22 protein-coding genes and 1 tRNA gene are annotated in these 25,156 nt (G+C 66.3%); 10 read left to right on the top strand and 13 right to left on the bottom strand.

The window, feature by feature from the left end:
• Nucleotide 1: 1 nt before the first annotated feature.
• The 5 genes from QX039_RS02140 to QX039_RS02120 all read right to left on the bottom strand — a co-directional run bounded on the left by QX039_RS02140 (nucleotide 2) and on the right by QX039_RS02120 (nucleotide 4,435).
• Entirely contained in the window at nucleotides 2–865 is an 864-nt protein-coding gene (locus QX039_RS02140; protein ID WP_315739340.1) for a branched-chain amino acid ABC transporter permease, read from the bottom strand.
• Nucleotides 866–942: 77 nt separating this feature from the next.
• Entirely contained in the window at nucleotides 943–2,166 is a 1,224-nt protein-coding gene (locus tag QX039_RS02135) for an ABC transporter substrate-binding protein (RefSeq protein ID WP_315739339.1), read from the bottom strand.
• A gap of 104 nt (nucleotides 2,167–2,270) precedes the next feature.
• On the bottom strand, nucleotides 2,271–3,017 hold the full coding sequence (locus tag QX039_RS02130; RefSeq protein ID WP_315739337.1) for an ABC transporter ATP-binding protein: 747 nt from the start codon (nucleotides 3,015–3,017) through the stop codon (nucleotides 2,271–2,273).
• A complete protein-coding gene (locus QX039_RS02125; RefSeq protein WP_315739336.1) occupies nucleotides 3,010–3,765 on the bottom strand; it encodes an ABC transporter ATP-binding protein in 756 nt (251 codons plus the stop codon). Before QX039_RS02125 ends, QX039_RS02130 begins: the two co-directional genes overlap by 8 nt.
• Before the next feature lie 313 nt (nucleotides 3,766–4,078).
• Nucleotides 4,079–4,435: an ArsC family reductase gene (locus tag QX039_RS02120; protein ID WP_315739334.1), complete on the bottom strand. Its 357-nt coding sequence runs from the start codon at nucleotides 4,433–4,435 to the stop codon at nucleotides 4,079–4,081.
• Between the two features lie 219 nt (nucleotides 4,436–4,654).
• On the opposite strand from QX039_RS02120, the gene QX039_RS02115 reads away from it, so the two are divergent.
• Nucleotides 4,655–4,849 carry a hypothetical protein gene (locus QX039_RS02115; RefSeq protein ID WP_315712501.1) on the top strand — a complete coding sequence of 65 codons (195 nt, stop codon included), beginning with the start codon at nucleotides 4,655–4,657 and terminating at the stop codon, nucleotides 4,847–4,849.
• Between the two features lie 48 nt (nucleotides 4,850–4,897).
• Here QX039_RS02115 and QX039_RS02110 read toward each other — a convergent pair whose 3' ends face one another.
• Both QX039_RS02110 and QX039_RS02105 read right to left on the bottom strand, forming a co-directional pair.
• A complete protein-coding gene (locus tag QX039_RS02110) occupies nucleotides 4,898–8,197 on the bottom strand; it encodes a DEAD/DEAH box helicase (RefSeq protein ID WP_315739333.1) in 3,300 nt (1,099 codons plus the stop codon).
• Between the two features lie 119 nt (nucleotides 8,198–8,316).
• Complete coding sequence (locus QX039_RS02105; RefSeq protein ID WP_315739332.1) at nucleotides 8,317–8,907, bottom strand: histidine phosphatase family protein; 591 nt, start codon at nucleotides 8,905–8,907, stop codon at nucleotides 8,317–8,319.
• Nucleotides 8,908–9,020: 113 nt separating this feature from the next.
• On the opposite strand from QX039_RS02105, the gene QX039_RS02100 reads away from it, so the two are divergent.
• Together QX039_RS02100 and QX039_RS02095 are read left to right on the top strand one after the other, a co-directional pair.
• A complete protein-coding gene (locus tag QX039_RS02100; protein ID WP_315739331.1) occupies nucleotides 9,021–9,695 on the top strand; it encodes a hypothetical protein in 675 nt (224 codons plus the stop codon).
• Nucleotides 9,692–10,096: a hypothetical protein gene (locus tag QX039_RS02095; RefSeq protein WP_315739330.1), complete on the top strand. Its 405-nt coding sequence runs from the start codon at nucleotides 9,692–9,694 to the stop codon at nucleotides 10,094–10,096. Before QX039_RS02100 ends, QX039_RS02095 begins: the two co-directional genes overlap by 4 nt.
• 30 nt (nucleotides 10,097–10,126) lie before the next feature.
• Here the strand turns inward: QX039_RS02095 and QX039_RS02090 are convergent, their stop codons facing one another.
• Both QX039_RS02090 and QX039_RS02085 read right to left on the bottom strand, forming a co-directional pair.
• Nucleotides 10,127–11,107, bottom strand: a complete 981-nt coding sequence (locus QX039_RS02090; RefSeq protein WP_315771012.1) for an oxygenase MpaB family protein — start codon at nucleotides 11,105–11,107, stop codon at nucleotides 10,127–10,129.
• Complete coding sequence (locus QX039_RS02085) at nucleotides 11,104–11,808, bottom strand: glutathione S-transferase N-terminal domain-containing protein (RefSeq protein WP_315771011.1); 705 nt, start codon at nucleotides 11,806–11,808, stop codon at nucleotides 11,104–11,106. Before QX039_RS02085 ends, QX039_RS02090 begins: the two co-directional genes overlap by 4 nt.
• A gap of 124 nt (nucleotides 11,809–11,932) precedes the next feature.
• Here QX039_RS02085 and QX039_RS02080 point away from each other — a divergent pair, with 124 nt between their 5' ends.
• Entirely contained in the window at nucleotides 11,933–12,310 is a 378-nt protein-coding gene (locus QX039_RS02080) for a hypothetical protein (RefSeq protein WP_315771009.1), read from the top strand.
• Nucleotides 12,311–12,312: 2 nt separating this feature from the next.
• On the opposite strand, the gene QX039_RS02075 is transcribed toward QX039_RS02080, so the two are convergent.
• On the bottom strand, nucleotides 12,313–12,540 hold the full coding sequence (locus QX039_RS02075; protein ID WP_315739326.1) for a hypothetical protein: 228 nt from the start codon (nucleotides 12,538–12,540) through the stop codon (nucleotides 12,313–12,315).
• Nucleotides 12,541–12,619: 79 nt separating this feature from the next.
• Entirely contained in the window at nucleotides 12,620–13,699 is a 1,080-nt protein-coding gene (locus QX039_RS02070; RefSeq protein ID WP_315771007.1) for an Acg family FMN-binding oxidoreductase, read from the bottom strand.
• 1,143 nt (nucleotides 13,700–14,842) lie between these two features.
• Here QX039_RS02070 and QX039_RS02065 point away from each other — a divergent pair.
• Together QX039_RS02065 and QX039_RS02060 are read left to right on the top strand one after the other, a co-directional pair.
• Nucleotides 14,843–14,917 (top strand) — tRNA-OTHER (locus QX039_RS02065).
• Nucleotides 14,918–15,090: 173 nt separating this feature from the next.
• Nucleotides 15,091–16,431 carry a TROVE domain-containing protein gene (locus QX039_RS02060; RefSeq protein WP_315771006.1) on the top strand — a complete coding sequence of 447 codons (1,341 nt, stop codon included), beginning with the start codon at nucleotides 15,091–15,093 and terminating at the stop codon, nucleotides 16,429–16,431.
• A gap of 58 nt (nucleotides 16,432–16,489) precedes the next feature.
• Here QX039_RS02060 and QX039_RS02055 read toward each other — a convergent pair whose 3' ends face one another.
• Nucleotides 16,490–17,494 (bottom strand): glycerophosphodiester phosphodiesterase family protein, encoded by a 1,005-nt coding sequence (locus QX039_RS02055; RefSeq protein ID WP_315771005.1) that lies wholly within the window; start codon nucleotides 17,492–17,494, stop codon nucleotides 16,490–16,492.
• Between the two features lie 195 nt (nucleotides 17,495–17,689).
• Between QX039_RS02055 and QX039_RS02050 the strand changes: the two genes are divergently transcribed.
• On the top strand, nucleotides 17,690–19,069 hold the full coding sequence (locus tag QX039_RS02050; protein WP_315771004.1) for a 3' terminal RNA ribose 2'-O-methyltransferase Hen1: 1,380 nt from the start codon (nucleotides 17,690–17,692) through the stop codon (nucleotides 19,067–19,069).
• A gap of 8 nt (nucleotides 19,070–19,077) precedes the next feature.
• Nucleotides 19,078–21,639, top strand: a complete 2,562-nt coding sequence (locus QX039_RS02045; protein ID WP_315771002.1) for a polynucleotide kinase-phosphatase — start codon at nucleotides 19,078–19,080, stop codon at nucleotides 21,637–21,639.
• A gap of 730 nt (nucleotides 21,640–22,369) precedes the next feature.
• Here QX039_RS02045 and QX039_RS02040 read toward each other — a convergent pair.
• A complete protein-coding gene (locus tag QX039_RS02040) occupies nucleotides 22,370–22,714 on the bottom strand; it encodes a Lin0512 family protein (protein WP_315771000.1) in 345 nt (114 codons plus the stop codon).
• A gap of 260 nt (nucleotides 22,715–22,974) precedes the next feature.
• On the opposite strand from QX039_RS02040, the gene QX039_RS02035 reads away from it, so the two are divergent.
• Nucleotides 22,975–24,360 (top strand): ethanolamine ammonia-lyase subunit EutB, encoded by a 1,386-nt coding sequence (locus tag QX039_RS02035; protein WP_315770998.1) that lies wholly within the window; start codon nucleotides 22,975–22,977, stop codon nucleotides 24,358–24,360.
• The gene (gene eutC, locus QX039_RS02030; RefSeq protein ID WP_315739318.1) at nucleotides 24,360–25,151 is read left to right on the top strand and encodes an ethanolamine ammonia-lyase subunit EutC; all 792 of its coding nucleotides are present in this window, start codon (nucleotides 24,360–24,362) and stop codon (nucleotides 25,149–25,151) included. Before QX039_RS02035 ends, eutC begins: the two co-directional genes overlap by 1 nt.
• Nucleotides 25,152–25,156 lie beyond the last annotated feature (5 nt).

The raw sequence follows: 25,156 nt of genomic DNA, 5'->3' as shown, positions 1-25,156 counted from the left end.
GTCAGGCCGCCCGTCCGGTCAGACCCGTCGGCTTCACCAGCAGCACCAGGACCATCAGAACGAAGACCACGGTGTTGGAAGCCTCGGGATAGAAATATTTGGTCAGTCCCTCGATCACACCGAGCAGGAAGCCGGTGATGATCGAGCCCATGATCGAGCCCATGCCGCCGATCACGACCACCGCGAACACCACGATGATGATGTGCTCGCCCATCAGGGGCCGCACCTGGTTGATCGGCGCCGACAGCACGCCGGCGAGGGCCGCGAGCCCGACGCCGAGGCCGTAGGTCAGCGTGATCATGCGCGGCACGTTGATGCCGAACGCCCGCACCAATGTCGGATTCTCGGTGGCGGCGCGCAGGTAGGCGCCGAGCCGGGTCCGCTCGATCAGGAACCAGGTCGCCAGACAGACGACCAGGGAGAATATGACGACCCAGCCGCGATAGACCGGCAGATACATGAAGCCGAGATTCATGCCGCCACGGAGCTGATCCGGGATCGCATAAGGCAGGCCGGACGAGCCGAAGAAGTTCTGGAACACGCCCTGGATGATCAGCGCCAGTCCGAACGTCAGAAGCAGTCCGTAGAGATGGTCGAGCCCGGCGATCCATTGCAGCATGGTGCGCTCGAGGATCATGCCGAAGACGCCGACGATGATCGGCGCCAGCAGCAGCGCCCACCAGTAATTGATGCCGCCGAGGTTGAGCAGGAAATAGGCGCAGAACGCGCCCATCATGTAGAGCGCGCCATGGGCGAAATTGATGATGTTGAGCATGCCGAAGATGACGGCAAGCCCGAGACTGAGCAGCGCGTAGAACGAGCCGTTGATCAGTCCGACCAGGAGCTGTGCGTAGAGGGCCTGCATCGTCTTGTTCTGTTTTCTCTCGGCGTTTCCCAGAAGATGGCGGCCCCGGCGACGTCAGCCGCCGGAGCCACAGCGGTTCATTTCTTCAACAAGGCGCACGCGCTCTTGTCGAGCGGCGTGAAGGCCTGGTCGCCCGGTACCGAGCCGACCAGCTTGTAGAGATCCCACGGGCCCTTGGACTCCGAGGGCTTCTTGACCTCGAACAGATAGGCGGTGTGGATGGTGCGGCCGTTGGGCTGGATCTCGCCCTTGCCGAACAGCGTATCCTCGGTCGGGATCGACTTCATCTTGTCGACGATCTTGGTGCCGTCGTGCGGGTTCTCGCCCAGCGCGTCCAGCGCCTTGAAGTAATGCGCGAGACCGGCATAGACGCCGGCCTGGACCATGGTCGGCGGCGCGCCGTTCTTCATCCGCTTGGCGAACCGCTCGGAGAAGGCGCGGGTCTGGTCGTTCATGTCCCAGTAGAAAGTCTCGGTGAAGTTGAGGCCCTGCGCGATGTCGAGCCCGATCGACTTGACGTCGGTCAGGAACAGCAACAGCGCGGCAAGCTTCTGGCCGCCCTTATTGATGCCGAACTCGGCCGCCTGCTTGATCGTATTGGTGGTATCGCCGCCGGCATTGGCGAGGCCGATGACCTTGGCGTTCGACGACTGGGCCTGCAGCAGGAAGGACGAGAAGTCGGAGGTGTTGAGCGGATGCTTGACGCCGCCGATCACCTTGCCGCCATTGGCGGTGACGACCGCCGTGGTATCGCGCTCCAGCGCGGCGCCGAAGGCGTAGTCCGCCGTCAGGAAGAACCAGGTCGAGCCGCCCGCCTTGACCAGCGCCTGGCCGGTGGTGTGCGCCAGCATGTAGGTGTCGTAGGTCCAGTGCACCGTGTTGGGCGAGCACTGCGCGTTGGTGAGATCCGAGGTCGCAGCGCCCGAATTGATGTAGACGCCGTTCTTTTCCTTGACGACGTTGTTGACGGCGAGCGCCACGCCCGAGTTCGGCACGTCGACGATGGCGTCGACCTTGTCGACGTCGAACCACTGCCGCGCGATCGCGGTGCCGATATCCGGCTTGTTCTGGTGATCGCCGGAGATGACGTCGATCTTCCAGCCCTTCGCGGTGAGGCCGGAATCCTCGATCGCCATCTGCGCCGCGAGCGTCGAGCCGGGACCGCCGAGATCGGCATATAGGCCCGACTGATCGGACAGCGCGCCGATCTTGACGGTCTTGTCGCCGGCCGAAGCGACGCTGCCAGCGGCGAGAGTGAGCGCCGTTCCCAGCAGCAATGACGCGATGAATTTGCTCTTCATTTCCAACTTCCAGAACTTTCCAACAAAACTGCCAAGAAGACCGTAGAGAAGACCATAGAGAAGACCGCGGGAGGAAACCGCCAAGTCAACGTCGCCGGCGCCGGTCAGACGCCGAGATAAGTATGCAGCTTATCCATGTTGGCCGACAGATCGGCATTGGCGAAACCGTCGATGACCTTGCCGTGCTCGACCACGTAGTAGCGGTCGGCGACAGTCGAGGCGAAACGGAAGTTCTGCTCGACCAGGAGGATCGTGAAGCCTTCCTTCTTCAGCCGCGCGATGGTGTGGCCGATCTGCTGGATGATGACTGGCGCGAGACCCTCGGTCGGCTCGTCCAGCATCAGGAAGCTGGCGCCGGTGCGCAGAATGCGCGCGATCGCCAGCATCTGCTGCTCGCCGCCCGACAGCTTGGTGCCCTGGCTCTTCAGCCGCTCCTTCAGGTTCGGGAACAGCTCGAAGATCTGGTCGAGCATGAGCCCGCCCGGCCGCACCACCGGCGGCAGCAGCAGGTTCTCGCGCACGTCCAGGCTGGCGAAGATGCCGCGCTCCTCCGGACACAGCGCGATGCCGAGCCGCGCGATCTTGTCGGAGGTCATGCGGATCAGCTCGCGCCCGTTGAACTGGACCGAGCCGGTGCGCTTGCCGATGATTCCCATGATCGACTTCAGGGTCGTGGTCTTGCCGGCACCGTTGCGCCCGAGCAGGGTGACGACCTCGCCGGCATTCACGTTGAAGTTCATGCCGTGGAGAATGTGGGATTCGCCGTACCAGCTCTCGAGATTCTTGACGTCGAGAATGGTGCTGGTCACAGCGCCAGCGGTGGGCGTCTTGGCCGTCATCACCTCAGGCATGTCCGGCCCCCAGATAGGCTTCCTTGACGCGCTCGTCCTTGGCGAGCTCCGAATACGGCCCTTCCGTCAGCACCTGGCCGCGCGTCAGCACGGTGATGGTGTCGGAGAGGTTGGCGACGACGCTGAGATTATGCTCGACCATCAGGATCGTGTATTTGGCGGAGATGCGCTTGATCAGCGCGGCGATCTTGTCGATGTCCTCGTGGCCCATGCCGGCCATCGGCTCGTCCAGCAGCATCATCTCCGGATCGAGCGCCAGCGTGGTCGCGATCTCCAACGCACGCTTGCGCCCATACGGCATCTCGACCGCCGGAATGTTGGCGAATTCGCTCAAGCCCACGTCGTTGAGAAGCTCCAGCGCCCGGTTGTTGAAGCGGTTCAGAACGCTCTTGGAGCGCCAGAAATCGAACGACGAGCCATGCTGGCGCTGCAGGGCGACGCGGACGTTCTCCAGCGCGGTCATATGCGGAAACACCGCCGAGATCTGGAACGAGCGGACCAGGCCAAGACGCGCCACGTCGGCCGGCGCCGTCGCCGTAATATCCTGACCCTTATAGAGAATCTTGCCGGCCGACGGCCGCAGGAACTTGGTCAGAAGGTTGAAGCACGTCGTCTTGCCGGCCCCGTTCGGGCCAATCAGCGCATGAATGGTGCCCCGGCGGATCTTGAGCGAAACATCGCGAACGGCAAAAAATCCCGCGAATTCCTTCGTCAATCCGTGGGTCTCGAGAATGAACTCGTCAGCCAAAGATTCCCCCCAAGCCGGCGCCTTCAGCGCCTGGCCCTCGCTTCTTCCTGTACGGCGGCTCTGCCGGACGACTGGACGATTCCTCGCCGCCACCCGCGACCGCTTCGCGCCGGAATATGCCGTCAATCGAGGGAGTTAGGCAAGGCGGAAAGCTGGGCAACGGCGTCGCAAGGCGGCCGACGCACCTTGCGTTGAAATCACCTGCGATTTCCCGCTGACATAGAAAATCATACCGCCAGCATTTTCCTGCACGCGCGCGCTGCAAAGGCGGCGGGCGCGGCCCGCGAGACGGCGCAGCGATGATCGTCTCCAACTACTTCGCGGCCTTCAGGTCCTTTGCATAGAGATCCGGCTTGAAGCCCACCACGCGGCGGCCGCCGAGATCGAGCACCGGGCGTTTGATCATCGAAGGCTGCGCCAGCATGAGCGCGATCGCCTTGCTCTCGGTGAGTCCGTCCTTGTCCGCGTCGGGCAATTTCTTGAACGTCGTGCCGGCGCGATTGAGCAGCACCTCCCAGCCGAGCTCGTCGCTCCATGCCTTGAGTTTAGCCTTGTCGATTCCGGCGGTCTTGTAGTCGTGGAATTGGTAAGCGACGCCGTGATCGTCGAGCCAGGCGCGCGCCTTCTTCATCGTGTCGCAGTTCTTGATTCCGTAGATCGTGATGCTCATGCCACGCGTCCTCAAACAATCGTATCCGACCGCGGCGGATGTCCCACGTTGCGACAATCGGCCGTGCATTTTGCCGTGCGATTCACCCGCTTTTGATGCGGCGGACGCCACTCGTTCCGCGGTCGGAATTCACTCCGACCTTTGCCACGAAACTGTCGGCTGAGCATTACATTTTCTTCGCATCCCCGGCGTATCTGGCCCACGAACAGGAGACCGCGAATGGGCAAGATCATGGTACGTTGTCCGCAGACCGGCCGCAGCATCGAGACAGGGATGGAAATGGACGCCGCGCGCTTTCAGCGCATGCCCGTGTTCTTCTCGCGTGCCTACTGCCCGCACTGCCGCATCTACCATGAATGGTTCGCTGCCCATGCCTGGGTCGAGGAGACGCGCGAGCGTATCGCGCTGGCTTGACCGCACTCAAGTTGACGGATGCTGGCCGCCACGCATCTCCACCCGACATCAAGACAGCAGAGCAGCGATATCCTCCTCCGTCAGCGCCTTGCCGATATTGCCCTCGCGATCGAACAGTGAATCAGCCAGCGCCTGCTTGCGCAGCTTGAGCTCACCGATCTTCTCCTCGATCGTCCCGGCCGTCACCAGGCGATAGACGAAGACCTTCTTGTCCTGGCCGATGCGATGCGCCCGGTCGATCGCCTGCGCCTCGACGGCAGGATTCCACCAGGGATCGTAGATGATGACGGTATCGGCTGCCGTCAGGTTGAGGCCGACTCCGCCGGCCTTCAGGCTGATCAGGAACACCGGGCTGTCTCCCCTCTGAAACGCCTCGATCGGCCGCTTGCGATCGCGGGTGTCGCCCGTGAGCAGCTCGTAGGCGATGTCAGCCGCCTCGAAACGCTCCTCGATCAGGGAGAGCATCGAGGTGAACTGCGAGAAGATGATGATCTTGCGCCCCTCGCTGAGCAGTTCCTCGACCATCTCAATCAGCCGGTCCAACTTGGCCGAGGGGCGCTCGACCTTGTCGTCGAGCTTCACCAGCCGCGGGTCGCAGCAGACCTGGCGCAGCCGCAGCAGCGCTTCGAGCACGACGATGTGGCTGCGCGCGAGACCACGTTCGTCAAGGGCTTTGCGCACCTTCTTCGCCATCGCCGCGCGGATCGAATCATAGAGATCGCGCTGCTTGCCGTCGATCGCGACGGTCTCCACGATGTCGACCTTGGCCGGCAGCTCGGACGCAACCTCCTCCTTGGTCCGCCGCAGCAGGAACGGCTTGACGCGGCGGGTCAGCGCCGCCGCCCGCATCGCATTGCCTTCTTTCTCGATGGGCGTGCGCCAGTTGCGCGTGAACGCGGTCTTGTCGCCGAGATAGCCGGGGTTGACGAAGCTCATGATCGACCAGAGCTCGCCGAGATGGTTCTCCATCGGAGTGCCCGTCAGGCAGAAGCGGTGGCTGGCCTTGATCGCATTGAGCCAGCGCGTCGTGGCGGCATTGGGATTCTTGATGGTCTGCGCCTCGTCGAGAATGGCCATGTGCCAGTCCCGTCCCAGGATGAGCTCATGGTCGCGCGCGATCAGCGGATAGGTGGTGAGCACGACGTCGTGCTCCGAAATCTGCGCGATCAGCTCCTTGCGAGCGGCGCCGTGGAACACCAGGACCTTCAGGTCAGGAACGAACTTGCTTGCCTCGTTGAACCAGTTCGTCATCAGGCTGGTCGGCGCGACGATGAGCACGGGCCTCGCCAGCGCGCCGCGCGCCTTCTCGAGCGCGAGCAGGGCCAGCACCTGGACGGTCTTGCCGAGGCCCATGTCATCGGCCAGCACGCCGCCGAGGTTGGCCTGCCGCAGGAGATCGAGCCAGGCGACGCCCTGCCGCTGATAGGGGCGCAACGTGGCGGTGAAGCCGGCCGGCAGCTTCAATTCATCCGGCCGATGCTGCCGCACCAGATCCGCGAGCCGGCGCAGATCATCGGGGCCCTTGAATGCGCCCGGATCGTGCGCCAGCAGCGGCACGAGCTGCGCACGAGACAGCTTGAGCTTGCCCGACGCATCCAAGCCGCCGCCGCTCAGCCGCATCGTCTGCAGCGCCAGCAGAACCGGCAGGAAGCGGCCGGCCGCCAGCGCCAGGTGCCGTCCGTCGGGCAGCGGCACATACATGTGCTTGGCTTCGGCATCGGCTTCGGACAGCGCATCGAGAATGCCGGGCTGCGCGAGCAGCCGCGCCAGCAGCTCGGCCAAGTCATGCGGCCGGCCATCGATGTCGATCTTGAAGCCAAACTCGAACCAGTCGATTCCGGAGCCCTCGATCTCCATGTCGACGAGACCGGAGGACTCCGCCAGCCGGTACGGAAAGTCGTCATCGATGCGGATCTCGAACCCCTGCTCGCGCAACGCATCGAGCTCGAGATGCACGAATTGCAGCCAGCGGCCTTCGTCCTCGAAGGTCAGATCGTCCGCGTGACCGCCGAAGCTGTAGGTCTGGACCTTTCTGAGTGGAACCAGGCCGAGCTCGCTCAGCCGTTTGGACGACTTTCGTTCGTCCGCCTTGGCGCGGGTGACGAGATGCACCCGGCCGTCTTGGAACGCCTCCACCTCGTTGCCACCGCTGTCGGGCTCGATCTCGATCGGACCGTAACGGAAGCCCGCGCGGACCACGCCGAGTGGAAGCCCGCTGGTGTGGACGCCGCGAAAGCCATAGCCCGGATAGGGTCCGCGGCGCAGATGCAGGATGGGCGTCGGCTTGGCCTCGATCTCGACGACCTCGGTCGGCCGCGACGGCAGAAGGGCGCTATCCAGCGAGGGCAGCCGCTGGCTGAGATGTCGGGAGACCTCGCCGATCAGTGCCTTCGGCAGCGTTGGCGCACTCAGCAATTGGTACGCCGTTCGCGGCTCGATCCCCGGATCGACCTCCCCGACGATGCCGCGTGTCTCCTCGGCATAGACAGGCGGCTCGGCATGCAGAGCAAGCACGCCGTCGACCACGAGCCTTGCGCCGATGCCTTTCAGGCCGACCGGCTGCCATTCGATGCGGCCATCGCGCTTGTCGCCCCAGCGCAGCAGCGGCCCGGCATGATCGCGCCAATACGCCCGCCCGGTCTCGACGATGCGCTTCAGCAGCGCGGCAGAGCCGATCCGGAAGGCCGACGCTCCGTCGAGAAAGACTTGATGTCCGAGCCGCGCTGTGATGTCGATATCGCTGTCGCGGTAGAATGCCGGCGCCCGCCCGGCGCCTCCCCGCACTTGATCGACTTTCGAGAACACGTCGGCGAAGCTGTCGTCCTTGCGCAGCCGGACCGACCACAGCCGGACGACCGGATAGGCAGCGCCTCCGGACTCGGAATGGGGCTGCACGCCATAGATCAACCTCTGCCTCACCTCGGGAGGATAGGTGTCGCCACGGCTGACCGTGCCGATCTTGTCCAGCCAGGCGGCGATCTCCGGCGGCAGCACCAGCGGGCTCGCCTTCCTCGCCGTCTTTGCCGGTGTCCTCAGGTCCACGTCGTCCTCGAGGGACGGCTCGATCGCTTCCAGCAGCACCGCCGCGACGTGCTTGCAGTTGTGCTGCATCGGGCAGGTACATCTCCCGGAGACATCCAAACGACCGTGCTTATCCCGGGCCAGCTCGATCTCGACCTCGTACGGCCAGGATTGCGATCCCTGCACCGACGCCGCCAGCTCCCGGCCGTCCTCGCTGATCTCGAGATCGAGAACGCCTCCGCGAAGCTGCAGGTGCTCCGCCTTCTGAAAGGCAGCATGGCTGAAGAAGGAGCGGATGGCCTGGGGCTTTTTGAAAGGAAGCGGCATTGCATGGAGACCTGACGCACGCGATCGCGCGTCCCACGGATCGATGTACCATGATCCGGGCGGCAGCATCGCGCCGCCCCTTCTAGCCTGGGGATATCTCCGGCGAGGCGCTCAGTGGCTCACTCGTCCTTCGGGTCGCTCTGCAGCGGCTTGTTGGAATCGCCTAGCATCAGGCAGGGGTACAATTCCGTGAACTTGAAATCTGCCTCGCCGGCGGCGCGATCGAAGCGCAGCACGACGTCGAACCGCTTGCCCGACCAATGGGGCGGCAATTGCCCGGCGTTGCTCACCGGCAGACGCGGCAGGATATCGGAGATGATTGCCTTGTGCTCCCACGCCACCAGCGCGGTGCCGGACAGCGCCAGCAAGGCTTCGACCAGCCCAGCCTCCTCTCCCTTCGCGAACGACGTATCCGGCTTGGCGAGACCGACGCGCGCAGCCAATTCGAGTACCGTCTCATAGGGCCGGCGGCTCGGGTCGGAGCCGTCCTCGGCGCTGTCGGGATCGGCGGCGTAGATCGCCTGCGGCGTCGGATAGGACGCGCCGCCCAAGCCGCTGCCGAACAGCGCCGTCCAGGCCCCTGCCCGCTCCCAGCCGAAGATGACCAGCGACTTCGAATCCGGCTTGCCCTCGTAGGTCAGGCCCGGACCTGTCGCGTCGCCGTCAGGCTTCTCGGCATGACGGATGATCAGCAGCGTCAGCGCGTTCATCGGCAACCTCTCAGGTGGCATCATACGGCCACCAAACGGAATTGCCACTTGAGATTGCAATCGTGGGACCGCATCATGAGATCTTTCCAACCAGGATTCATTTCAGATGAGCATTGGACCGGCTCTGGGATGTCTGGACGCGCAAGCAGCAGCGGCTCAAGCTTCCCTACCTGCCGCAGGGCGCCGACCTGAAGACGTTCTCCGACGAACCGTTCCTGTTCTACGCCGATGGCAAAGGCGGCTATGTCGGACCGAGCAAAGCGGGCGACTACATATCGACCGATCGCTTCGACTACGACTATGCGCCGGGCTTCGGTGAGGACATCGTCAATCCGCCCGCGGTCGCCTCGGCGCCGCAGGCCAAGCCGCAGCAGGGCTCGGTCAAGGCCAATGTGGGCACGGTGAGGATCCCCGGGGATAGGCTCGACGCGCATCTGGCGGCAGCGCGGCCGCAGCCGCTGATGGCGCAGATCACGCTGCCCCGCCCGAGCGGCTATTCGACCGTGCGCGAATTCGACGTCCTGGTCAACGCGCCCGCCAACGTCACCAAGGTCACGGCTGACAGCCCGTATTATGCAGGCACCATCGCCTTCTTCGGGTCGATGATGCCGGGCATGGCCATGACCATGGATGCGACCTTCGCGGTGCCGCTGCCGACCGAGCGGGAGGCCTTCTCCGCCCTGCGGGCCGCGCCCAACCAGCCCCTGAGCATCCGCGTCGTGCCCTCGGGCGGCGTCGGCACTGCGCCGACGCTGAAAGCGCTCTCGGTCGGACCGCTGCGCCCATGAACGGGAGGCGCGCCGCGCTGCGGGCCTGCGCCGTGCTGTTATGTGCCGTGCTGCGGCCGGCCTCGTCCTTGGCGGCGGAGCCGTTCAGAGCCATCGATCTGGTCCTGCCGCGGCCATTGGATGCGAGCGACGCTCCAGTCGTCGAGATCAGCCTGGGCGCACTGGGGCGAGGCCAGGAGGTGACGGTGACGACGGCGTCTGGGATGCCGCTCGGGACCATCTCGCCATTCGGCCTTCGCACTGGTGCGGAGGCCGGGACCTACGCGCTTCCGGTGCCGAAGGAGGCGATCAAGGGCGGGCGGCTGTCGATCCGTCTCAGCATCAGCCAACCCGGCGGCAGCCGCGCGCCGACGCCGCAGGAGGTTCGCGGCGTCACGCTCAAGCTCGCTCCACGGCCATGATCCGTCGTCTGCGCCGCAAGCGCGCCGGGCTCAGACCGTCCCGCTCCGCGCACGTTCTGCGCGCTGTTCGAACGGGCTCGCCATGCTGGGCTGTCCGATCCAGACGCGGTTGAGCAGCCGCGTGAACGGCGGACACGTCGTCCCCTCGATGCGCGCCATCGCCTCCTGATAAGGGCCGACGGTGCGCAATCTCTCCGGCAGCACCGCATAGGCGCGCGGCAACCAGACTCGAGCTCGCGCGGCGCTGCGGCGTTCGCGCTCGCCATAGGGCAGCGCGAAGGCGAGCCGCAGCCGCTCCGGCAACATCTCGGCCGTCAGCGCCGCGAACCAGCGCGGCGGTGCGATCCAGGTCGCCTCGCCCGAGAAGATGCGCTGCGCGATGTCGCGCGCGGCCGTGCTGACCGTCAGCGTCTCCGATTCCATCATGTCGGCCGCATAGGCCTTGAACCCCCCCCAGTCCGGCGGCAGCACCTCATGCGGAATCCCGAACAGACCGGCGAAGCGCATCGCCTCACGCCAATATTGCTCGCGCTCGTCATCGCCAAGCGGCGGACACAACAGGCCGTAGGACATCATCGCAGTCTCGACCAGGGTGGCATGGACCCAGCGCAGCGCGTCGACGTCGTTGGCGCGATAGTGCGAGCCGGCCACGAACGGTCCGACCGTCTCAGGCATGACGCCGTCGACCGCGGCGTGACGCCGATACAACCGCCGCGCCACGGCAACCGCCTGCGCGCGCGTGCCGAACACCATGGTGTAGACGATGCCGAAGGTGCGGTGGAAACGGCCGAGCGGATCGGCGAACACCTTCGACTGCTCGGCAACGCCCGCCGCCACCCAGGGATGGGCGAGCTGCAACAGCAGCGCGCGGCCTGCGCCGAGAAACAGCGCGGCCTCGCGATGCACGCGCCACATCGCGCTGTCGGACGGCAGCACGGCGTCGCCCGGCGTGGCCGGCGCGGACAGCAGCTCGGCCATGCAACGTTCGAAATCGGCCTCGCTGACGATCACGGCCGCTGCGGGATCTCCAGCCCGCGCTGTACCGCCGGCCGCGCCAGCCCGCGCTCGAGCCAGGCCGGAACATGCGCGAGCTCATCGAAGGCTGTGAGCTCGCGCGCGCCGTAGAAGCCGATCAGGTTGCGCACCCAGCCGAGCGTCGCGATGTCGGCGATGGTGTAGTCGGCGTCCATGATCCACTGCCGGCCATCAAGCCTGTCGTCGAGTACGCCGAGCAGCCGCCTGCTCTCCGCGACATAGCGCTGCAACGGCCGCTTGTCCTCGTACTCGCGGCCGGCGAATTTGTGGAAGAAGCCGAGCTGCCCGAACATCGGACCGATGCCGCCCATCTGGAAATGCACCCACTGGATCGTCTGCCAGCGCCGCGCCGGATCGTTCGGCAGGAATTGTCCGGTCTTCTCGGCAAGGTACTGCAGGATTGCGCCGGATTCGAACAGGCCGAGCGGCTGGCCGCCGGGACCGTCGGGATCGATGATCGCGGGAATCTTGCCGTTCGGACTGAGCGAGAGGAATTCCGGGGTCTTCTGGTCGTCCTTGCCGAAATCGATCGTGTGCGGCTCGTAGGCCAGGCCGGTCTCCTCCAGCATGATCGAGACCTTCACGCCGTTCGGGGTCGGCAGTGAATAGAGCTGGATGCGGTCGGGATGCTGCGCCGGCCAGCGCGTGGTGATCGGAAAGCTGGAGAGATCGGACATCGTGGCTCTTGCTCGCTTTGTCGCTGAGGCCTCAATCTAAGCCCGTGAGCCGCCGCTGCAAGGTTCGATGCGGAACCGCATGCGGCCGACGGTCTTATGTTGCTGCATCGTGCAGAAAGCCAGCATGCCGAGCCCGACCTACCAGTTGATCATGCAGGCGATGATCACACGCCAGCAGGTGCTGTGCATGTATGGCGGCTTCGCCCGCGCGATCTGCCCGATCATCCTCGGCCACACCGCCGGCCGCGAGCGCGTGCTCGCGTTCCAGTTCGCGGGCGGCGCGAGCAGCGGCCTGCCGCCGGGCGGCCAATGGAAGTGCTTCGATGTCGCTGACATCAGCGAGGTCGAGCTGCGCCAGGGGCGCTGGCATTCGGGGCGCAGCCACCGCCAGCCGCAATACTGCGTCACCGACGTCGAGCTCGACGTCAATCCGAACAGCCCCTACGACCCGAAACGACCGATCGCGACGCCGCAGAGAGGTAAGCTTCGGCGGAAGCGCTGACGCTACTGCGGCTCGCGCAGACGCACGCGCAGCAGCGCCGGAAGCTTCGACGTGGCGTCATGCTGCGCGAGCTTCGCCGCGACCCGGCGCATAAGCGACGACGCGCCCTGCTTGGCAAACACCTTCATGCCGCGATAGCTGAAATCGACCACCACCTCATGATGGCGCATGCCCTTGCCGCCCTTGACCAGGCCAAGGTCGCGCACCAGGCAATAATGCCCGTCGCTCATGCGTGCAAATCGGGTGTTCTCGAACATGCAGCGAAGCAATGCACCGAGTCGCAAATCCGTCAAGATTGACAGGAACGACTCATGAACTCAGCACATCGGCAACGCGTCGCCGCGGCGAGAAGGGCAGCGCCGGCCCGTAGCCGAAGCGCAGCACGAGATCCGGCCGCCGTGTCGTTCCGACCACGCGCGCCAGCTCTGGCCGCAACGCGGCCACTTCGACCGGCTGGTTGATGAAGGCAAGCTTCAGGCCCAGCCGCGTCGCTTCGAGCGCGAAGCGCTGGCACGCCTGCCCGGCCCTGATCCAATGCGAGGCATCGGCCTGCTCGGCGGTGAATACGGCGACACCGGCCGATGAGCGAATCTGCCGCGCGTATTTGTCGTTCTCCGACGCGGCATTGAAGAGCCGATCGAAGGCGAGGCCACCGAGCGCGGTCGGCAATGACGGGTTGCCGCTGGCAGCCGCGAACAGCCCGTCGCCGGTCTCGATCGCGCTGCGCGGATTGAACCGCAGCCAGCTCTTCAGTTCGCGCATGAACGCCGCATCGAGCATCTGCGTATCATTGCCGGCGACGACGAGATCGCGGATGGCGGCGATCGCGGCGGGAGCCGTGATGATCGCGAGATCGACGCCTGGCATGGTTGACGCGGCCTGCAGCGCGGCGAGATCGCCTGGCGGCACCGGTCGTCCGTCATACTCCGCGCGCGTCGACTGTCTGCGGACGATTGCCGCAAGCCGCGCGTCGTCATGCGCCGTGCGGTTCGTGAAGCTGTACCGCACCGTCCGGCCGTCGCTGCTGAGCTCGCCCGGACGGCCGCTCGCATCCGCGGCGATCGCGAGATTGACAGCCGCGCAGCCCAGGCTGACGAACAGATGATGGTCGTCCGGATCGACCACCGGCGTGCGGCGTGACGGATCGGGCATGATCTCGATCGCATCCTGCGCTACGCGAAAGCGCCAGGGCTGCGTGTTGTGGCTGTTGGCTGCAAGCGTCGCGTAGCGGATCACCGAAGTGATATCGGGCGACAGCGGCGCGCGCAGTCGGGCGCTATACGTCTCATAGTCGTGCATCGTCCCCGTGATCGCGCGCCAGGATGCAGCGCCGAGCATGGCGGCAGCAATCGCGCTCCCCGTTCCTAACAATACCGTTCGCCGGTTCATAGCAAACACGCCTGCATGTTCCGCTGCAATCGAGCTAAAGATGACAATACGCCGGCATCGCATCGGCGCGTTGTTGCAGATCAAGGCCGCCGCAGCCGGCAAAAAAGTTCGAAGACACGCTGTTGACAGCCCCAACAAAGCGGCGTATGTCCCGCGGCCTCGCGAGCGACTGCGCCCGCGACAAACATGAGCGAGACGATGTCCTTCGGCTACGAACACTTCATCCGCACGTCCAACGGCGTCATGCCGGTGGATGGCGCACGCCATGCTCGGGGGAGCGGTCTTGCCTGAGGCAAGATCAACAGTCCGCATCACACGGACCCTCCCGAGCCAGCCGCTCCGGAGGGTTTTTTGTTGCCCTCACGCGAGCGGCCTGCACGGCGAAACCAACGGAAGTCCCGGCTGTCAGCCGGAACGGGAGACCCGGATCCCGGGGCTCGCGCAGGTGATGCGCGTGCCCGAGCGCGCGGGGCCTGTCGGAGGGAACGAAGGCGCGCGCGCCGGACACCGATGACAGAGCGGGCTCCATGGAGCTCGCAACACGCGGCGCAGGGCAGCGCCGCCAACAAGCTATTTGAATTCCCGGTCGTTCGCGGCCGGGAGATGCTGGTGGTGAAGGTGTCGGCTCCTTCGTACCATTGGTGATGCGGGTTCGAATCCCGCCTATGGCGTCACGTACCGTGGAGGCGGCCATGCGAGGGCCGTCGAGTCGCGGGTTTCGGTTGTTCTTCTTTCGGATGACCTGCGTTGGCGTCATTGATCGCCGAGACCGCCTGTTCCCCAGCATGCCATCAACGCCACTCGGCGACCGCCGGGCGGCCAAGGCGGTGGTGAAGATGTCTGTTACTTCGTTGAAACCGAGCGCCCCATTGGGGCAGCAACAGCATCGCCTATTCCCCGCCGAACGTATCCACGAGCCGTGGTGAAGACGACTGTTACTTCGCCTTGCACGCCAGAGGTCGCGGGTTCGACTCCCGCCCGGCGCCATGCCGGTAGCTCAGAGGTCAGAGCGCTGTCCGGTCCATCAGCGACCGGGTCTCAGCCGTCGCCTGTTCCCGGCTCGTGATCCATCTCAACTGATCGTCTTCGAACAGGCGGTCAGATCGTTGCGGCGCAGACGTCTGCTGCGCCACCTTCTTCCACGCGCCGTGGTGAAGAGTGCTGATACTTCGATTGCGGATCGAGAGGTCGTGGGTTCGAGTCCCATCCGGCGTTCCATGCGCCGGTAGCTCAGTGGCAGAGCACTATCCGCTCCACGCCGGTGGAGCGGAGCTCAGCATTCGCCCGTTCCTGGCGCGTGGTCATCTGTGACGCGTGGTCTCCGCACGAGATCACGCGTGACGTTCCTTCCACCCGTCATCAACCAAGATCAACCCAGAGAGGAGGCCATCATGGTCAGGCTCAACAAGTTCCTGCGCGCCTTCACCCATGAGGGTGCGCCGTCCCGGCAGCTCGCGCCCGAGCAGGCACTGCAGCGTACGCTGCTGAGCTGCCTGCTGTGGGAGGACCAGTTCTACGAGGACGGTGTGTCGGTCGCCGAGCGCATCAAGGCGCTGGTGCCGCAGGTCGCGCCGCGCGAGGCGGCGCAGCTCGCGGTCCGCGCGCGCGAGGAGATGAAGCTGCGGCACGCGCCGCTGCTCGTCGCCCGCGAGATGGCGCGGCTGCCGGAGCACCGTGCGCTGGTCGCCGAGACGCTGGCGCGCATCATCCAGCGGCCGGACGAGATGACCGAGCTGCTCGCGATCTACTGGGCGGACTCGCTGGGTCCGCAGCAGCAGCGCAGGCGGCAGCCGGTGTCGGCCCAGGTCAAGAAGGGGCTGGCGAAGGCGTTCACGAAGTTCGACGCCTATCAGCTCGCGAAGTATGACCGCGAAGGACCGGTGCGGCTCCGCGACGTCCTGTTCCTGGTGCACGCCAAGCCCAGGGATGCCGCTCAGGAGGCGGTGTGGAAGCAGCTCGCCGCAAGCGAGCTGCCCTCGCCCGACACCTGGGAGGTCGCGCTGTCGAAGGGCTCGGACAAGCGCGCGAGCTTCGAGCGGCTGCTCGCCGAGAAGCGGCTCGGAGCGCTGGCGCTGTTGCGCAACCTGCGCCTGATGCGAGAGGTCGGGGTGCCGCGGGCAACCATCGCGGCCGCGATCGAGACGATGCGGACGGACAGGATCCTGCCGTATCGGTTCATCACGGCGGCGCGGCATGCGCCGGACTTCGAGCCCGAGCTCGAGCAGGCGATGCTGGGCGCGATCAAGGGCTACGCGCGGCTGCCAGGTCGCACGCGGCTCCTGATCGACGTCTCGGGATCGATGTTCGCGAAGCTGTCCGCGCAGTCAGAGATGACGCGCGCGGAGGCTGCGTGCGGGCTCGCGATCCTCGCCCGCGAGGTCTGCGACGAGGTGGAAATCTTCACGTTCAGCGACAAGGTCGTGAAGGTGCCGCCGCGCCGTGGCTTTGCGCTGCGCGATGCGATCCTCGGGTCGCAGCCGCATTCCGGGACCTATCTCGGCCGTGCGGTCGGCGAGATCGACCGCAAGGGAGACCGCCTGATCGTCTTCACCGACGAGCAGAGCCACGATGCGGTGCCGTCGCCCAAGGCGCGCGGGACCATGGTCAACGTGGCGTCGTACCAGCACGGGGTCGGTTACGGACCCTGGACGCGGGTCGACGGCTTCTCCGAAGCCGTGATCGCCTGGATCGCGGCGCAGGAGGAGACGCTGCGAGGCGCCACCCTGCACTGACGACAATGGACCCGGACGCGTCACAGACGCGCCCGGGTCTCCTTCCCATGCTGCGCGGTTACGGCCGGCTCGATTGATCTCCTTGCGGAGCGTGCTTCAGGAGCGGCGCCACCGTTTCGATCTCGTCCGTCATCACGCCCCCAGCGAAGGCCTTGGGCAACCGGGCGATGTCGTCCGGCGAATCCAGTCCGGTGGAGAATGTCTCGCCATGATAGGCACCGACCACGAAGACGCTGCTTCCTCCTTGTGCCATGCGCTCGAGGAAACGGTCTGGCCAGCCCCAGAGCCACGGCGCGACATTGACCGGGACCAGCACCATCATGTTCCGGCATGCGGACGGCACCAGCCCCGTCCAGCCATATCCGATATATCGCAGCAGGCAGCTCTTCAGCATGCCGCGCGACATCACCTTCAGCTCCGGCTGCGCCGCCCTGAGCGCCGCGATCGGCGCATCGCCACCATACACCATCAGCCGCCCGCGTTGCGCAGCGTCGATCGGTGCAAGTGCCGCGGCAAGCAGCCGGCCTTCCGCCGGATCATTGCTCTTGACGTTGATCAGGAACGACTTGTCCGGAAAGGTCGCGAGCACCTCGTCCAGCGACGGCATCAGGCCGACGCCCTTGCCGCGGAATGGAAAGGTGCGCCCGCCATCGGCGGTGTAGCCATAACCGATGTCGAGCTGCCGCAACGCCGTCATCGCATGCTCGCGCGTGACGCCCTTGCCATCGGTGCGACAGTCGAGCGTCCAGTCATGGAACACCGCGAACTGGCCATCGGTGGTTGGGTGCACGTCGAATTCCACGATATCGGCGCCGGCCAGAAAGCTGGCGCGCATCGAGGCGATGGTGTTCTCGAGATAGTCATGCGTCGGCGGCAGCATGCGCGCCGCGGTGCAGGTTTCGCTCGTCAGGCCGGTGCGATCGAACTGCTGTGACACACCTCGATGAGCCAGGAGATGCAGCCGCCCAGCCTCCTTTGTCACCTGCAGATTGGCGTTGTTGAAGAACATGAAGCCGGCGCAGATCAGCACCAGCAGCCCGGCGATTTTCAGGACTCTGCTCATGCGAAGTCAATTCCATGACGATTCGAGCCGAATTGCGTCCCTGCCCTCGTTCTCCGCAAGAGTCGTCCTGCGGAGATGGCGCACCTTTTGTCCAGCGCTCCCAGAGCCGATGCGAAAGCGAATGCGAGAACGGCCACCGCCAAACTTTGGCTTCGAAGCACTGGATCGTTGTTTCCTCATCCGGTATCTGACCTCATGTTTCTGTCCATCGCCACCACCCACCAGCCCGCCACCGATCTCGGCTACCTGCTCAACAAGCATCCCGACAGGCTGCATGAGCTCGAGCTCACCTATGGCAAGGCGCTGATCTTCTATCCCGAGGCCCGCGAGAGCCGCTGTGAGGCGGCGCTGGTGCTCGACGTCGACCCGATCGGCCTCGTCCGCGGCAAAGGCCAGAGCGACGGGCTGCTCGACCAATATGTCAACGACAGGCCCTATGCCGCGTCGTCGTTCCTGTCGGTCGCGCTGAACAAGGCGTTCCGGACCGCGATGAACGGCGTCAGCAGCGCGCGCCAGGAGCTCGCCGACAGCGCCATTTCACTCGAAGCGGTTGTGACACCCCTGCCCCTGCGCGGCGGCGAAGCCGTGCTGCGGCAATTGTTCGAGCCGCTCGGCTGGCAGGTCGATCTCGCCGCGATCCCGGGGCCGCAGGGCGACGCGTCGAGCCGCTACGTCCGGCTCACGCTGCGCGGCACCGCGCGGCTCAGCGCGCTCCTCAATCATCTCTACGTGCTGATCCCCGTGATGGACGACGCCAAGCACTATTGGGTCGGCGACGAGGAGATCGACAAGCTGCTCAAGCGCGGCGAAGGCTGGCTCGACACGCATCCTGCGAGGGAGCTGATCGTGCGCCGCTATCTGCGCCACCGCGGCGTACTCGCACGCGCGGCTTTGGAACGCCTTGCGCCCGAGACGCAGGACGACGCGCTGGAGCCGGAGGCGCGCAGCGAGTCCGAGGACACGCTGGAACGGCCGATCCGGCTCAACGACCTGCGGATGGAAGCGGTCGTCGACGCGCTGCGCACGAGCGGCGCCAAGGCCATTGCCGACCTCGGCTGCGGCGAAGGCAAGCTGCTGCAGCTCCTCGTGCGCGAGCGCTGGGTGACCCGGCTGATCGGGCTCGATCCTGCCGCGCATGAGTTGGAGCGCGCGTCCAGGCGACTGAAGCTGGGATGGCCAGGCGGCCCGCCCGAGGGCCGCGTCACGCTTCTCCACGGCTCGCTGACCTATCGCGACGACCGCTGGGCCGGCGTCGATGCTGCTGCATTGGTCGAGGTGATCGAGCATCTCGATCCCGACCGGCTGCCGCTGGTCGAGCGCGTCGTGTTCGGCGCAGCGCGTCCGCGCGCCGTGATCGTGACCACGCCGAACGCCGACTACAATGCGCTGTTTTCGAGCCTGCCCGCAGGCCAGTTCCGCCACCGCGACCATCGCTTCGAATGGAGCCGTGCCGAGTTCGCCGCCTGGGCCGAGCGCATCTGCGCAGCCTTCACCTATCAGGTCGCCTTCTCCGGTATCGGCCACCATGACGAGACCTTCGGCGCGCCGACCCAGATGGCCGTCTTCACCCGCTGAGCAATTCCATGAACATCGACATCCCCGACTTCTCGCTGGTCGTATTGATCGGCTCGACCGGCTCCGGCAAGTCGACCTTCGCCGCTAGGCATTTCCTGCCGACCGAGGTGATCTCCTCGGATCACTGCCGCGCGCTGGTCGCGGACGACGAGACCGATCAGAGCGTCTCCGCCGATGCCTTCGACATCGTGCGCGAAATCGCAGGCCGGCGCCTCAAGCATCGCCGCCTCGCGGTGATCGACGCCACCAATGTGCGCCCCGCGGACCGCAAGGGCTGGATCGAGCTGGCGCGCAAATGGCATGCGCTGCCGGTCGCGATCGTGTTCGATCCCGGCATCGACATCTGCATCGACAGAAACCGGACACGGCCGGAGCGCACTTTCGGCGGGCCAGTCGTGCAGCGCATGGTGTCGGAGATCCGCCGCGGCCTCGGCGGCCTGCAGCGCGAGGGCTTTCGCCAGGTGTGGAAGCTCGACAGCGTCGAGCGGATCGAGGCCGCCACCCTCACGCGGCAGCCGCTGTGGACCGACAAGCGCCACGACGGCGGGCCGTTCGACATCATCGGCGACGTCCATGGCTGCGCCGATGAGTTGCAGGCGCTGCTGGCGAAGCTCGGCTATCAGGTCACATGGACCGAGGCCGGGGGCGATCGCGCGGTCACCGTGACGCCGCCGGCCGGCCGCAAGGCCGTCTTCGTCGGCGATCTCGTCGATCGCGGCCCGCGCTCGCCGGATGTGCTGCGCATCGTCATGAGCATGACGGCCGCGGGCAGCGCCTATGCCGTGCAGGGCAATCACGACCGCAAATTCCAGCGCTGGCTCGCCGGCCGCAAGATCACGATCGCGCACGGCCTGCAGGCCACGATCGATCAGCTTGCGAAGGAAAACCGCAGCTTCCGCGACGCGCTGCCATCGTTCCTCGACGGCCTGCGCAGCCATGTCTGGCTCGACGGCGGCCGGCTCGCGGTCGCGCATGCCGGGCTGAAGGAGGAGATGATCGGCCGCGGCTCCGGCGCGGTGCGCGAGTTCGCGCTCTATGGCGAGACCACCGGCGAAATCGACGAATTCGGCCTGCCCGTGCGCGCCGACTGGGCCGCGAACTATCGCGGGACGACCAGCGTGGTCCATGGCCACACGCCGGTGCTCAACGCGGAATGGGTCAACAACACGCTCTGCCTCGACACCGGCTGCGTGTTCGGCGGCAGGCTCACGGCGTTGCGCTGGCCGGAGCGCGAGATCGTCGACGTCGAGGCCGAGCGCGTCTGGTGCGAGCCCGTCCGTCCGCTCGCGGCCCGCGCCGGCACCGCCTCGGCGCAGGCCGAGGCCGATCAACTGCTCGACATCGGCGACGTCAGCGGCCGGCGCTGGATCGACACGACGTTGCTGAACCGCGTCGTCGTCGCCGAGGAGAACGCCGCCGCCGCGCTGGAGGTGATGAGCCGGTTCGCGCTGGCGCCGCAATGGCTGGCCTATCTGCCGCCGACCATGTCGCCGTCCGAGACCAGCGCGCGCGAGGGCTGGCTGGAGCGGCCCGAGGAAGCGTTCGCGCATTTCCGCGACCGTGGCGTCGGCGAGGTCGTGTGCGAGGAGAAGCACATGGGCTCGCGCGCGGTGATCGCGCTGTGCAGGAGCGCCGAGGTGGCCAGAGCGCGCTTTGGTGTTGGCGGCGACGAGCGCGGCGCGATCTGGACCCGCACCGGACGCGCCTTCTTCAACGACGCCGCGATGGCCGAGGCGCTGCTGGCGCGGCTGCGGCTGGCCTTCGACGAATCCGGCTTGTGGCAGGAGCTGCAGTCCGACTGGGCTCTGCTCGATGCCGAGATCATGCCGTGGTCAGCCAAGGCCGGCAGCCTGATCGAGAGCCAGTATGCCCCGGTCGCGGCGTCCTCGGTCGCCGGCCTCTCGGCGGCGGCGGATGCGCTGGATCGCGCCGCCGCGCGTGGCCTCGATGTCGCAGCGCTCGGCGATCACGTCCGCGACCGGGTGCAACGTGCCATACGCTATGGCCGGGCCTGGGCGCCCTACATCTGGCCGGTCTCGGGCGTCGATGATCTCAAGGTCGCGCCGTTTCACCTGCTGGCCAGCGAAGGCCGGGTCTGGTTCGACCAGGACCATGTCTGGCACATGGGCCTCGCCGACCGGCTGGCGGCCGTGTCGACATCCGTCGTCACCCGCACGCAATGGCGGACAGTGGCGCTGGCGGACGACCAGGCCGTCGCCGACGCCATCGCCTGGTGGGAGCAACTCACCGAAGGCGGCGGCGAAGGCATGGTGGTGAAACCGCGCAGCTTCGTCGCACGCGGCCCGAAGGGCCTGATCCAGCCGGCGCTGAAGGTGCGCGGATCAGAATATCTGCGCATCATCTACGGCCCGGAATATGATGCGCCGGAGCACATCGTTCGGCTGCGCCAGCGCAGGCTCGACGGCAAGCGCAAGCTGGCCTTGCGCGAGTTCGCCCTCGGCCACGAGGCGCTCACGCGCTTCGTCGCCCGCGAGCCGCTGCGGCGCGTGCATGAATGCGTGTTCGCGGTGCTGGCGCTGGAGAGCGAGCCGATCGACCCGCGGCTTTGAGCGCCATCACTGCATCACACGCCGCGCGGTGGTCACCGGAGAGCGGTGCGGTCCTTCATCAAGGCGAAGCTCAGCGCTGCCCGTCGGGCGACTCACAGGCCCGGACTTGCGGCGACCAGCCGCAGCCGCGACGTCGGAGCAGCCTCGTGCGGACTCACGCAAAGACCTTTTCCGCCAACGCTCTCAATGCGTTCGCCGGCGCCAGTCATGAGCCGGCAAGATTCCTCTTTCGCTTTTTCGGAATTCATGAAACAGTGGGCCTGTCCCGCCTCACCAAGAGGGGCGCTTCGCGATCGTCACGAACGTGGAGGCGGGATGCGATGGGCGCAGCTCTGCCGCAGCATGGTGTTGCCGTGCGGACGAACGGCAGGACGCGCCGGCGAAATCGTGTGGTCCTGGCCTCCCGATGCTGAGGTCAAGCCGGCTGAGATGATCAGCAGGCGACGGGGGCAACAAAGCCCGGTCCCCGGGGAGAGCACGTATAAGCCGGAAAACCGTTGCGCAGGGAAGGCCGGGATCGTCCGGCTGAGCCTGTGGTTCCTGCCCCGTGCACTTCTTCACGCACGGGGGCCGCGGGTATCAGCGGATACCCGGCCTTCCCTGCGCCCTCTGTTCAAAGAGGGACACCGTACGATCATCACCCGGGCGCGCAACGCGCCGCGGGATCGCGATGACATGCTGTTTGACATTCATATCAGAACGCCACGCGCATGACCCCTGCGCGAGAGCGTCACTTGCCGTCGTCGAGATGGACCAGCACCGCCGCGTTGGCGATGATGATGGCGTCGCTGCCGGCCTCGGCCGGAATCTCCAGCCCACCTTTGACGGCGGTCACGGTCACGGTGCCATAGGGCAGCTCCTTGGCGACCGCGGCGGTGTCGACAGCCTCCGGATTGGGAACGCCGATGGTGACGTCGACAAGCATGTCCTGCGGCGTCTTGCCGACCATGCGGAAGAAGCCGAGGCTGGAATGGCGGATCGCGTCCGACACCGCGCGCTTGGCGGCCTTGGTGGCGTCGCGGCCATGGACGTCGACGCCCATGCCCATCTCGGTGATGCAGCGAATCCGCGTCATGTCAGGTTCCTCTCGGGTTGCGTTGTCGCTTGGCGCGCGACCTTAGCCGACGCCGCCGCCGACGCAACCCGCACGAAATCGACGGTGACGCGCGGCAAAATGGTCATCGGATGCGGGCATATATCGTGCATGATGCCGCTCTGCGCGGTGCCGAGAAAGGTCCTCGATATGACGTCCTCTTCCGCTCTCCCCATCCCGACGAACCCCGTGATCGACCGGGCCGCCGAGACTGATCGCGGCAGCCGCTGAGGAGAGCACCAATGGGTTTTTCACACACGCTGGGCGGCACGCGCTATCGGTTCGACGACCTCAGAACCTTGCTTGCGAAGGCAACGCCGTTGCGCTCGGGCGACGTCCTGGCAGGCCTCGCCGCGCAGGATGCCGCCGAACGCGTCGCGGCACGGATGGCGCTCGCCGAGCTGCCGCTGCGCCATTTCCTCAACGAAGCCGTCATTCCCTACGAGAGCGACGAGGTCACGCGGCTGATCGTCGACCAGCATGATGGCAAGGCGTTCGCTCCCGTCGCGAGCCTGACGGTCGGCGCTTTCCGCGAATGGCTGCTGTCGGATGCGGCCGACGCAGATGCGCTCAGCGGCGTATCGCCGGGGCTGACGCCGGAGATGGTTGCTGCGGTCTGCAAGATCATGCGGCTGCAGGACCTGGTGACGGTCGCGGCGAAATGCGAGGTCGTGACGCGCTTCCGCTGCACCATCGGCCTGCCGGGCCGGATGTCGACGCGGCTGCAGCCCAACCACCCGCTCGACGATCTCAAGGGCGTCGCGGCCTCGATCCTCGACGGGCTAATGTACGGGGTCGGCGATGCAACGATCGGCATCAACCCGGCAAGCGACGACGTCGACACGATGGTACGGCTGCTCGACTTGATCGAGACCTTGCGGCTTGCCTCGCATGCACCGATCCAGTCCTGCGTGCTGGCCCATGTTACGACCGCGCTGAAGGCGATCGAGCGCCGCGCGCCGGTCGATCTCGTGTTCCAGTCGCTGGCCGGCAGCGAGGAGGCCAATCGCGGCTTCGGCATCACGCTGTCGCTGCTCGACGAGGCGCTCGCCGCGGCCGAAGGCCTGCAGCGCTGTCCCGTCGGTGGCAACGTGATGTATTTCGAGACCGGACAGGGCAGCGAGCTCTCCTCCGGCGGCCATTGCGGCGTCGACCAGCAGACCTTGGAAGCTCGCTGCTACGCGGTCGCGCGGCGCTATCGGCCGCTGCTCGTGAACACCGTGGTCGGCTTCATCGGTCCGGAATATCTCTACGACGGGAAGCAGATCATGCGCGCGGGCCTGGAGGATCATTTCTGCGGCAAGCTGCTGGGGCTGCCGATGGGCTGCGACGTCTGCTACACCAACCACGCAGAAGCCGACCAGGACGACATGGATGCGCTGCTGACCCTGCTGGGCGTCGCCGGCTGCACCTACATCATGGGTGTGCCGGGCGCTGACGACATCATGCTGAACTATCAAAGCACCTCGTTCCATGACGCGCTCTATGTGCGCAAGGTGCTTGGCAAGCGCGCGGCGCCGGAGTTCGAGGCCTGGCTCGCGGCCACCGGCCTCAGCGATGCCAAAGGCGAGCTGCGCTTCGAGCCGGCGCGGCTGATGCCGGCGCTGCCGCTGCTGGAGGCCAAGTGATGAGCGGCTCCGACGAGAGCAACTCGCCGGCAACTTCGTCATCGGACGATTGGCGCTGGCTGTCACGCTACACCGAGGCACGGATCGCGTTGGGACGCTGCGGTCCTGGCCTGCCGACGTCGGCACATCTCGGCTTCCAGGCAGCCCATGCCGAAGCGCGCGATGCCGTGCTGAAGCCATTCGATGCCGAGCGCTTTGCGGCCGAGGTCACCGCGCATGGCTGGCCGGCGCTTGCCGTGCACAGCCGCACCGCCGATCGCGCGACCTATCTGCAGCGCCCCGACGCAGGCCGCCTGCTCTCGCCCACGTCGGAAGCGCTGCTGTCGGAGCCGCGCGCGCCGGCCGACATCGTGCTGGTGGTCGCCGATGGCCTGAGCAGCCGCGCGGTGCAGGTCAACGCCCTGCCCGTGCTCGATGCGCTGATGCCGCGCCTGGTTGCAACCGGCCGACGGCTGTCGCCGGTGATCGTTGCTTCGCAGGGCCGCGTCGCGCTCGCCGATCATGTTGGCGAGCTGTTCGGCGCGTCGGCCTCGATCATCCTGATCGGCGAGCGCCCGGGTCTGAGCGCCGCCGACTCGCTCGGCCTCTATCTGACCTGGATGCCACGCCGCGGCCGCGTCGATTCCGAGCGCAACTGCATCTCCAATGTCCGCCAAAGCGGGCTCGCGCCGGCGGATGCGGCGAGACAAGCCGCCGAGCTGCTCGAACGCATGTTCCGTCACCAGGCTGCCGGCGTCAGCCTCGCCCGGCTGCCGCAGCTGCCGGCGCCGGATGGAGATGGCGCGTCATGATGCCG

The organism is Bradyrhizobium sp. SZCCHNR1043 (assembly GCF_032489675.1).
GTDB lineage: Bacteria > Pseudomonadota > Alphaproteobacteria > Rhizobiales > Xanthobacteraceae > Bradyrhizobium.
The sequence above is the reverse complement of the archived record's forward strand: the minus strand, read 5'-3'. Positions and strand labels throughout refer to the sequence as shown.